A 9725-nucleotide genomic window follows, 5' to 3' on the forward strand; every position below is an offset into this window, starting at 1 on the left:
CGGGGTAAACGCGCTCGTAGGCCGTGCTGCAGGCGCCGGCGGGGCTGGAAGCGGCTTCGGTGCAGACCCGCGCCATGTCAGGGCCGGTCGTTGCCCGGGCAGGGTGACGCCGTTGGGTAACCGAGCACGCCGGTCGGGCCCCATTGCCACAGTGAGCGCCGGGGACATTTGGGTGACAGGGGGCGGGCCGTGGTGCGGCGTGACCGAGGGCTTCCGGTGCTGCGGGAGAAGGAACTGCTGGCCGCCGGGGTGAACGTCGGGCCGCTGCGGCGGATCACCGTGGTCCTGGGGCGTGCGGGCGGCGGGAAGTGGCACGTTCCTGCCAAGGCGCCGGGGTGGCGGAGCCATTGCCGCTACGCGCAACACCTGACGGGCAGCCCGCTCGTGCTGCTGGACGTCTGCGAGCACGTGTGCCGCCACTGTGCCCCAATGGTGAGGGTGGAGCCGGACGAGGAGGTGCTGTGGCGGGCAGTGGCCGAGGTGGTGGCGTTGACAGGCGGATGCGCACGCTGGAGGAGCAGGCGGCGGGCCCGCGGTCCTGGGAGGGCTATGCGCGGGTGCTGTGGGAAGCGGCACGGCACCGCGATGCGGAGGTTCGCCGCACGCTCAAGCCGTGGACGGCTGATCCCTCGGCCGGTGCGGGCGCGCGGCAGCTGCTCACGGCGTGGTCAGGAGCGGGGTGGGTGCAGGGCGGTGACTCGGCCAGTTGGTGTGGTGTCCCGTCCAGCGGTCGCCCGTGGCCAGCGGTGCGGGCAGCATCTGGACGTTCGCGGAGCAGCGGCATCGCCGCTGCTCTACATTGCCTGCCATGTCTGCAACTGTTCGGCTGCTGTGGGGTCCTTGGCGTCACATCCGTCCGATGAAGGATTTCGGGCACGTTCACGTCGTGAAGCACGAGGACGGAAGAGAAGGGGTGCTGAAGTTGGCGCGGCCGAACCGGCAGGGCAAGGTCAGTGCCACCACCCGCCAGCGCTTCCAGGAGGAGGTGCGACGCATGCAGCAGCTGACTGCGGACGGTGTGACAGGTATCGTGCCGGTTCTCGATGCCGACCCGGATGATCCGCCGCAGTGGTTCGTCATGCCGAAAGCCGTGAAGCTGACGGACGTCCTGCGCCAGCACGGCCAGCCGGCCGATCTGCGGGAGGTGGTGGAGGCGGTCCATCAGGTCGCCGGAACGCTGGCCGTGCTGGCCGAGCGCGACATCTCCCACCGGGACATCAAGCCCGACAATCTCCTTCACTTCCAGGGCCGGGCGGTGGTCGCGGACTTCGGGATCGCCGCTTGGCCGGACCGGCCGGAGTTGACGGCCGCCACTGCCAAGATGGGTCCGCTGTACTTCCTCGCGCCCGAGATGCGGTTCCCCGAGCCGGGTACGCCTGGCTATCCGGCGGATGTATGGTCACTGGCGAAGGTGTTGTTCGTCCTGGCCAAGGGCCTGCGCTATCCGCCCGAGGGCACCCATTACACGCAAGGCCAGGAGTACTCGTTGTGGGCGCAGGGCGGGGAAGCCGCGATGGATCTGGCGCCGGTGCTGGAGAAAGCGACCGCCTACGAGCCGCGTGACCGACTGCCCATGGCAACCTTCCGTGACGAGCTTGCCGCGTGGCTTGAGCTGCATCCGGGGCCGGTCGCTCCCGCCCATCCCGCGTTCCGGCAGGGGTTTCGCGCCTTGGAAGCGGCCACCTTCGACGTGCGGCGCCATGAGGCGGAGCTGCGGCGTTTGCTTCCCGGTCAGCTACGGCGCCTGGCTCGGGCGCAGCACGGTCAGACCGATCAGTGGTTCCCGTCGGCTCTGGGCGAGCGGCATCCGGAGAATGTGCGGTTGATCGACCTGCACGGCTATCCCGATGATCCCGACTACGACATGGGTGTGGACGGTATGGCGCTGTCGAGTACAGTGCCGGACGCGGCGGGGCGCCGGATCGTCCTGGGCGGGTTCTTGATGGGGACCACCACCACCTTGGCGGCGGAGATTCAGCAGGCTGGCAAGGTACTGGGCAGTTGGACCGAGGATGTGAACGTTCTCCTGCCCAGCGCGCTGGTTGCCTTGCGGCGGATCACCGGCGAAGTGGAGACCGCGTTCGCGCAACTTGCCTGACCGGGGGCGGGCTGTACACCTGCCGGCAGCGATGGAGAGGGCAGGGGCAATCGCCCTGCTGAATGTGGCGCGCGAGCTGTCGTATGCGCTGGCCGACTACATCCGGCGCACCAGCCCCGTCGACACCGTTCTGCACAGCCGCCGGTGACCCTCCGGGAGCCTGACTGCATGGGCTCAGGATGTGGTCTGGGTGGCTTGGCGGAGCAAGGCCGCCAGGTGCCGTGGGTCGGCGCAGGCGTCTCCTGCGGCGAGTTCCAGGGTATGCAGGTCGGCCATGCGCGTCAGGCACCACTCCCCCTCGTCGCGGCGGAAGTCCCACAGCATGCCGTCGCGGGTGGTCAGTGAGCTGCGCATCGCCATCGTGGTGCGCGGCGAAGATCTTCGCTTCGTCGCCCAGCAGGTGGCCGACCTCGGTGACGGTCTCATGCGCGTTGACGGGAAGCGGCGCCAGGCGCTGTGCCGCGGCCAGGCGACGCACGGCTTCTTCGGCGCTGGGCGACACGATGGTTGAGGCCGCATATCCCACGGACCCCATGGCCGTCTGCGCCAGACCGATGCGGCCGGCTTCACCGCCTTCGTCCCTTGCGGCCTGCTCCATTTCGGGCATCACGATGTCACCGCGCTCGGCCATCACGTCCAGATGGGCATCCAGCTTCTCCAATGCCAGGCCTGCAGCCGTGATCTGCGCGAACAGGGCGGAGGCGGCGCAGGCGACCTGCTGCGGGGTGTAGAGGGCCCATTCGCTGTCCAGGCCGGCGAGAACGCCCTCGGTCGCTTCGGCCCCGGCAACGCTCAGGGCGATGGCGTCGTGGGGCTCTCGGGCGCCACCTGCGCCGCACCAGGCGAACAACGATCGCGGACAAGACGGCTCCGCCCGCCCCGGACCTGATGATGCGCGACTTCACTGCCGACACGTTGACCACGAAGTGGTACGGCGACATCACCTACATACCCGTCGGTTCGACGTGGCTGTATCTGGCCGCGGTGATCGACATCTGCTCGCGCCGGGTCGGGGGCTGGTCGATCGCCGACCACATGCGCGCGTCCCTGGTCACCGACGCCACCGAGATCGCCGTGTCAGCCCGCGGCGGCGAGGTGGACGGCGTCGTCTTCCATACGGACAGGGGCGCACAGTACGTGAGCCGGGCCTTCGCCGATGTCTGCCGCCGGCACGGCATCCGCCGCAGCATGGGACGCGTCGGGTCCAGCTATAACAATGCCCTCGCCGAGTCGTCCTTCCAGGGCCTCAAGCGGGAACTGCTGCACGAACGGCGCTGGATCGTCGAAGGCACAGGCGCCCACAGCGTGCAGCTAGAGACGAGCCCGGATCACAAGCCACCGCGCAGCAGGGGGTACAGGGAGTCGGGCGCTTCAAGAACGCCCCAGTTGCGGGGTGCGCGTGGCCGTAGGTGAGCCGGCAGCCTGATTCCCAGATACGCGCTGCCTCCGAGCTCGGGCCAGGTCGGGTCGATGACACGGCCGTGCGAGTCAGTGCACCAGGCGTGTGCGGTTGGTACAGGGCTGCCCGTCGCGACGGCGAAGCCTTCGGTGTAGGTCAAGAACGGATGCTCCCGCTCTGTCGCTGCCGCGTTGGCGAAACAGTGCCGCTCCGGGAGCGGCTGCACCTCGACCGGGAGAGGGGTCGGGGTAAACCAGCGACCGTTCGCGGCCACGAGGTCGTAGACCGAGCGGTACCTCCACCCGGCGGTGCCGTCGAAGCCCAGATGGGGCTGCAGGGCGAGGTGCATTTCCAGGAAGTCCACGAGTACTTGTTCGGCGGGGGATGCCGGCCGGGCGGAGGCGCCGCCGTCGGCGGGTCCGACGACGGGGGGGTACGCCGGCCCGGATGCCCGCGGGATTCAGCATGGCTTCCTCCCCGGTACTCGACGGTCTCCTGCTGGGGCTCATCTCGGACTCGCCTCTCGGGTCTGCTGCCTGAGCGACGGATTAGAGGTTTCCGTCGTGGCAGGCAGGATGGCGTCAGGACTCGAGTGCACCCTGGCCAAGTACCTCAAGTCAGTTTATTTGCGCTCGGTTCGGAACCGCTGGGCCACGTCCCGCAGCTTGATGTTGTGGTGTTGCGAGAGACGCCGGAGCACGTTGAAGGCCTCGTCTTCGCTCATGCGGTGGCGTTCCCTGAGGATGCCCATGGCTTCTCCGATGGCGTGGCGGGTCTCCATGGCGTGTTCGAGCTGGTCGATGGTGCGGGCGCTGGCCAGGGCAACGGCGGCGTGAGAAGCGAGCACCCACCCGGCGGTTTCCATGTCCTTGGTGAAGGTACCGGGGCGCCGGGCGTAGAAGTTGAGGGCGCCGAAGTCTTCCTTGTCGGTGTAGAGGAGGATGCCGGCCATGCTGCCGATCCCCAGCTTGCGAGCCTCCTCGGCGTAGGCCGGCCAGGCAGGCTGGGGCCGGGTCATGTCGGCGATCCGGTAGGTGCGTTCGCCGTTCACGCCGCGGGCGAGGTCGTAGCACGGTCCCTCACCGAGCTGGCCCTGGATGCGGTCGGAGGCTTCAACCGTCTCTCCGCACAAGGACAGAGTGATCGCTTTGCCCTTGCGGACTGCCAGGATCCCCGCCGCGTCACAGCCCTCAACCAGCTCTACTGCGGCCGTCGAGATCGCGTCCAGCGTCTCCTGGAGCGAGGGTTTCTCCAAGAGATCCCGGGCCAGCTCAGCCATCTGCTCAGCGAACCTCTGCCACTGCATCTCGCTCCCACCTGCCTCAGCACACCCCTCAAACCGTGTGCTCGCCCATTCTCTACATATCTCACGCTGCCAGTTATGGCTCCTGCACGCGACTCTCCACTCCCGGCGTGCCCCACGCATTGCCCCTCCTAACGCTGCCGCTAGAGGCGTACAGGCAAGGGAGTCGGCGGCGAGAGCGACCGGAAGGTGAGTCTCTGCTCTGCAGGTTGCTGCCAGGCGGCGAGGCCGGACAGGCAGGCCGGTACCAGCCGGTGACCGCTCCCCAGGGCGACCCTCAGGCGGCGGGGGCGAGTTCGGCGCGGCCGAAGAGGAGGGCGTAGCCGGTGGGGAGCTGTTGAAGGATGCGGGTGATCAGGCGGGGCCAATCCCGTCGCGCATGCCTTCGCCTCTCGCCCATAGCCATTGATCCTCGGGTTGCACCCTATGCAGCACCACCGACAAGGCGATCTCATCGTGTAGCGCCAAGTTGATGAAACTGTCGACCGGGAAGCGCTGGAGCCGCCGTTGACGGCGCTCAACTAGCCAAGCGAAGCGCTCAGCGACAGCAGCCTGTCCCAGCCTCAGCCGGGAATGGACATCAACTCACGAACCGCCCCCTGACATCGTGTGAGATCTCCGTCAGGAGCGATTCCGCGCTTGGGGGCTTTCCGGGAGCTAGATCGATCTCACTGTTTCTGCAATCCAAGGAATCCAAGGATTGTCAAGACTTCCAAGGAAGGCTAACCTGACGGCATGACAGATCACATCCAGCGCAACAAGATCTGAGTCCCCGATGACCGACACCACCGCCCAGCCCACCGGCCGCTGCTACTGCGGCTGCGACAAGCTCGTCGGCTACGGCCGGTACTTCGCCGCCGGCCACGACAAGACCGCCGAAGCCGCGTTCCTCGCCATCCACCACGACGCGTCCGTCGCGCAGATGCTCCACGCTCACGGCTACGGCCCCGACAGCGAGCACTCCGTCACCCGAGCCGCTGTGGACAAGGGACTCTGGCAGGAGTGCCCGCGCGGCTGCGGCTACCGGGGCGCCCGCGAATCCATCAACAACCACGTCAACCGGCACCACCGCGACGAGAAGTGAGGACACCGACCATGAGCACGCCGAAGCCGACAAAGGCGCAGCGCAACGCGCTTGCCCTACTTGCCGACGGCGACGCCTACCGCAGCACCCGCGCCTTTGCCAGCGCCGACGTCCACGCCCCCGACGGCCGGATCACCGCCGCCACCACCACAGTCCTCGTCCGCAACGGGTGGACGACATGGAGGACCGAGGTCGGCCTTCGTAAACCGCTGCTGCTGACCGACTCCGGCCGCAGCCACCTGCCCGCCGACCAGAAGTGAGGAGACCGACCGTGGACTACGCCACTGTCGACTGGTCGTCACCGGACCACCCGACCATCTAGCCCGCCACCGCCAGCACGCTGGGCGCCATGCCGCGCGAGGACGCCGAACACATGATCAGCACCAGCCAGACCTGGGGCGACCTCAACGGCGACAACGCAACCTGGTAGCCGAACACCCGCACCGCCAAGAAGCGAAGACACCGACCATGCAAACACCGACCGAACTCCGAGCGCGCGCCGACGAGCTGGAGAGCCGCGTCTCTCCGGTCACGGCCGGGCCGCCGCGTACCGACGACGAGCGGATGTGGCTGGAGAAGGCCACCGCTCTGCGTGCCGAAGCCGAACGCCTGGACGCTGCCGACCGCGTCGCTGAGAAGTGAGGACATCGACCATGTTCGAGGTCAACGGCACGTCCTTCACCGAAGGGGACATCGTGCGCTTCAAGCACGCCACGCTCCCGGTGAACCGGGAGCGCGACTACCGGATCGTGGCAGCCACGCGTGGCGGGATCACGGCATCGCCGGCAGGGGACGACCGGTTCGCCCACGAGTACAACCGCGCAACCGCCGACCGTCTCGGCATCTCTCACACCACCGATAGTGCCACCTCCGGCCGGGCGAGGCGATCGGCCGGTCCCGCGGCGGGCTGACCACAAAGATCCATCTCGCCTGCGACGGGCAGGGCCGGCCGCTCGCCTTCACGATCACCGCCGGAAACGTCAACGACTGCACTCAATTGGAGCAGGTCCTGGCCCGCATCCGCATCGAGCGGTACGGACCCGGCCGGCCCAGAGCCCGGCCCAAACGGGTCGTGGCCGACAAGGGCTACTCGTCCACGAAGATCCGCTCCTACCTGCGCAGACGCGGCATCAAGGCGGCCATCCCCGAGCGGATCGACCAGATCAACGGCCGCATCCGCCGACGGGAGAGCCTTTGCCGGCTCGACCGGGCCGCCTACCAACGCCGTAACGTCGTCGAGCGCTGCTGATTAATCGCCTCAAGCGTCACCGCGCGGTCGCCACCAGGTACGAGAAACTCGCCGTCTGCTACGAGGCGACCGTCCTCGTCGCGGCCATCAACGAGTGGCTGTGACCAGCACATTCGATAGACGCCTCGCGCAGGTTGGACATTCGAGTGTCGTGACGGTCCAACAGTCTTGGGTCGGCCGCGCGCAGAATGGCGGCATGACGGAACACAGCGCTGACTACACGCGCGCTCTGAACAATGCCGAGAAGATCCTTGGTTTCAGCCTGGCTCCGTACGTCGATCCAAGGCCGACGGAACCCGCCAACGCCTACGACTTCACACGGATCGCGACCGAACATGCCTTCAATGACGCATGGACTCGCAGCGAGCACCTCGGCCTCCGCACCCGCGCCCTCATCTCGGTCACCATCACAGCGAGCCTGGGCATCCTCGAGCCGCTCCGGGGTCAGTTGCGTATTGCTCTGCACAACGGCGTGACCAAAGAGGAGATCGTCGAAGCCTTCATCCAGATGGCCGTTTACGCGGGGGTGGCTCGCGCCTTTGACAGCTACGCCGTCGCACGCGAGGTCTTCTCCGAACACGACGAAGCGGACTCGCCTCAGGAGAACTGAGAACTGAAGCGCCGACGTTCGCCGCGCCTCCTGAATAACGGCAGACATAACCGGCCCTTGCCTCCGGCCGCACGGCCGTCACGGCCGCGACCGGACCGTCGAGAGACCAAGTGCGAGGCCTGAGCAGCGTCATATGACGAGGAAGGGGCACCGAGTGCGCGGTGGCGCAACATCCACTTCTGATATACGCCCCTGCCCGCCCGCCGTCGGCCCAGGCCTGAATCCGGAGCCGCTGTCTGCCGCTGGGGTGGTGGTAGGACGCCACACGCTGCTGGACACTTGCGGGTTGGGCCGATAGGGGTACAAGCGCGCTTCGCGGTACGAAGGGCAAGGAGCGGACGTATGGGTGCGAGGCTCGTCAGGGCGCTGGGGGCCGTGACGGCCGTCTACAGCGCGGCGATCATGATCCGGCCGGTGTGGCTGGTCCGGCCGTGCGTGCTGGTCGATGCCAACCGGGGAGGTGCCGGTGTCCACGGCGACGCTGATCCGCGCCTGGGGGCACGGGACGTGGCGATCTGAACGGCCATGACGGTGGCCCGGGACGCGCGGGCGTTGCAGGCGGTAAGCATGTGGCGGGTCGCAGCCGACCTGAGCGACGCAGTCAATTTCGGTGCTGTCCTGTCCGGGCAGGACCGCGCCAAGGTCGCCGGGTTCGCGGCGGGCTGGGGCGCAGTGTGTGCGGGCGCGGCCGCGGGACTGCGCTCGGGACGGGCCCTGTGGCGCCGGCAGGTCCGGCGGATGCCGACGCAGTTTCCGCCCGGGGACAGCGGGCGGGCGGGCGCGACGATGCGTTCGCCTCCCTCTACACCCGCTGGGCGCCCGAGGTGCACAGCTGGGTACGGCATCAGCTGACGAGCAGAAGGTCGACGACGTCGTCCAGCAAATCTTGCTGGCGGCCTGGCAGACCCAGCACATCTACCGCCCTGACCGCGGGCCACTCGTCGCCTGGCTGTCCGGCATCACCAAACACAAGATCAACGACGCGATCTCCGCACGCTCCCGCCGACGAGAACGCAACGACCACTACGCCCGGGGCCAAGGTTCCGACAAGGCGCACGACACCTTCACCGACCAGCTTCCCAGCCATCTCGACGGCGTCCGGTTGCTCCAGCTTCTCTCCGGCCCCCAACGGCAGGTCCTCTACCTCGCCTACTGGCACGACTTCAACCAGTCCGAGATCGCGGTCCGTCCTCGGCATGCCCGTGGGCATCGTCAAGAGCCACACCCGCGGCGCCCTCCAACACCTCACCCACGACACGAGGAGCCGCGAAGCCGTCGTCGGTCAAACCACGGCGGCCGGCGGGCCGAGGGGTATGGCCCGGTCGACTCTGGTGCGCCCGGTTGACGAGGCCGTGACCGCGGCCGGTAGCATCCGTTTACCGGACGGCATGCGGCACTGGTCTCCTGCGGTCCTCGGGCCTTCCCGCGTAGGTCGAGGACCGCATCCGGCGCCCTGTCATGGCAGGCGGGCCCCTGATCCACCTCACTCGAGGAACAGGGGCCCGCCACATGACCAGTGCCGGGTCAGACAGCACTGAAGTCGTGTGGGGCCCTCACCCCACTCCACCCACCGTGCATCGTCCATGACGGCTTCAGCGTCGGCGATTGAGAACTTTCCCAGCTCCTGGCAGGCGCCCAGTGCCCCAAGTCCTCACTGGTCACAGGGACCGAGAAGGCGTTCATCGAGTCCTAGCGAGCCGACTCCTTCCAGCGCCGTCCCGATCGCGGCCGACCGGGTCCAGGCGCGCGCGGTGACGGGACGGAGCCGGCCTTCCGCGACCAGCCTGCCCCGTCAGGCGCGGTTCGAGAGTCTTCGGTGCTCAGGTGGCCGCCGCGGTCTCCGCGAGCTTCTGGAACTCGCCCAAGTCGTAGTTGGCGAGTGTGGAGTCCAGGTTCGTGAGCGCGCCCAGGTGCTCGATGAAACCCTTGGGGTCGTACTCGATCTGGAGGGTGACCCTGCTCGTCGTGTCGCTGAGCCGGTG

At 68.0% G+C, this 9725-nt stretch carries 13 protein-coding genes and 3 pseudogenes; 11 read left to right on the forward strand and 5 right to left on the reverse strand.

The genetic code is table 11. The annotated features are described in order from the left end of the window. Window positions 1-657: 657 nt before the first annotated feature. Entirely contained in the window at window positions 658-810 is a 153-nt protein-coding gene (locus IE108_RS33890; RefSeq protein WP_159394673.1) for a hypothetical protein, read from the reverse strand. Between IE108_RS33890 and IE108_RS33895 the strand changes: the two genes are divergently transcribed. Further along, window positions 809-2098 carry a protein kinase domain-containing protein gene (locus IE108_RS33895; RefSeq protein ID WP_079163943.1) on the forward strand — a complete coding sequence of 430 codons (1290 nt, stop codon included), beginning with the start codon at window positions 809-811 and terminating at the stop codon, window positions 2096-2098. The genes IE108_RS33890 and IE108_RS33895 overlap by 2 nt on opposite strands. Window positions 2099-2272: 174 nt before the next feature. Here IE108_RS33895 and IE108_RS33900 read toward each other — a convergent pair whose 3' ends face one another. Then, window positions 2273-2452 (reverse strand): hypothetical protein, encoded by a 180-nt coding sequence (locus IE108_RS33900; protein WP_159394672.1) that lies wholly within the window; start codon window positions 2450-2452, stop codon window positions 2273-2275. On the opposite strand from IE108_RS33900, the gene IE108_RS33905 reads away from it, so the two are divergent. Together IE108_RS33905 and IE108_RS33910 are read left to right on the forward strand one after the other, a co-directional pair. Continuing rightward, entirely contained in the window at window positions 2433-2609 is a 177-nt protein-coding gene (locus IE108_RS33905) for a hypothetical protein (RefSeq protein WP_159394671.1), read from the forward strand. The two genes, IE108_RS33900 and IE108_RS33905, sit on opposite strands and share 20 nt — an antisense overlap. 245 nt (window positions 2610-2854) lie before the next feature. After that, window positions 2855-3376, forward strand: a pseudogene (locus IE108_RS33910) (IS3 family transposase); the annotation flags it as partial. Window positions 3377-4119: 743 nt separating this feature from the next. Here the strand turns inward: IE108_RS33910 and IE108_RS33915 are convergent. Together IE108_RS33915 and IE108_RS33920 are read right to left on the reverse strand one after the other, a co-directional pair. Further along, window positions 4120-4803: a GAF and ANTAR domain-containing protein gene (locus IE108_RS33915; protein ID WP_064732427.1), complete on the reverse strand. Its 684-nt coding sequence runs from the start codon at window positions 4801-4803 to the stop codon at window positions 4120-4122. A gap of 274 nt (window positions 4804-5077) precedes the next feature. Continuing rightward, window positions 5078-5164, reverse strand: a pseudogene (locus tag IE108_RS33920) (DUF2267 domain-containing protein); the annotation flags it as partial. Between the two features lie 411 nt (window positions 5165-5575). On the opposite strand from IE108_RS33920, the gene IE108_RS33925 reads away from it, so the two are divergent. The 8 genes and pseudogenes from IE108_RS33925 (at window position 5576) to IE108_RS35380 (ending at window position 9088) form a co-directional block, all read left to right on the forward strand. Further along, window positions 5576-5884, forward strand: coding sequence for a hypothetical protein (locus tag IE108_RS33925; RefSeq protein WP_064732426.1), 309 nt, complete (start codon window positions 5576-5578; stop codon window positions 5882-5884). A gap of 11 nt (window positions 5885-5895) precedes the next feature. Beyond that, window positions 5896-6144 carry a hypothetical protein gene (locus tag IE108_RS33930; RefSeq protein ID WP_064732425.1) on the forward strand — a complete coding sequence of 83 codons (249 nt, stop codon included), beginning with the start codon at window positions 5896-5898 and terminating at the stop codon, window positions 6142-6144. Between the two features lie 208 nt (window positions 6145-6352). Continuing rightward, window positions 6353-6526 carry a hypothetical protein gene (locus tag IE108_RS33935; protein ID WP_159394670.1) on the forward strand — a complete coding sequence of 58 codons (174 nt, stop codon included), beginning with the start codon at window positions 6353-6355 and terminating at the stop codon, window positions 6524-6526. A gap of 11 nt (window positions 6527-6537) precedes the next feature. Continuing rightward, window positions 6538-6795: a hypothetical protein gene (locus IE108_RS33940; protein WP_064732423.1), complete on the forward strand. Its 258-nt coding sequence runs from the start codon at window positions 6538-6540 to the stop codon at window positions 6793-6795. Continuing rightward, window positions 6759-7237: pseudogene (locus IE108_RS33945) on the forward strand (IS5 family transposase); the annotation flags it as partial. The gene IE108_RS33940 and the pseudogene IE108_RS33945, both read left to right, overlap by 37 nt. Before the next feature lie 92 nt (window positions 7238-7329). Next, window positions 7330-7743, forward strand: a complete 414-nt coding sequence (locus IE108_RS33950) for a carboxymuconolactone decarboxylase family protein (RefSeq protein WP_064732535.1) — start codon at window positions 7330-7332, stop codon at window positions 7741-7743. 342 nt (window positions 7744-8085) lie between these two features. Continuing rightward, window positions 8086-8262: a hypothetical protein gene (locus IE108_RS33955; RefSeq protein ID WP_159394669.1), complete on the forward strand. Its 177-nt coding sequence runs from the start codon at window positions 8086-8088 to the stop codon at window positions 8260-8262. A 157-nt stretch (window positions 8263-8419) separates the two neighbouring features. After that, on the forward strand, window positions 8420-9088 hold the full coding sequence (locus tag IE108_RS35380; protein WP_373297094.1) for an RNA polymerase sigma factor: 669 nt from the start codon (window positions 8420-8422) through the stop codon (window positions 9086-9088). Window positions 9089-9563: 475 nt separating this feature from the next. Here IE108_RS35380 and IE108_RS33965 read toward each other — a convergent pair. Then, the coding region (locus IE108_RS33965; RefSeq protein ID WP_506410411.1) for an SRPBCC family protein at window positions 9564-9725 on the reverse strand (162 nt) is incomplete at its 5' end.

This window comes from Streptomyces parvulus (genome assembly GCF_014648855.1).
Taxonomy (GTDB): domain Bacteria; phylum Actinomycetota; class Actinomycetes; order Streptomycetales; family Streptomycetaceae; genus Streptomyces; species Streptomyces parvulus.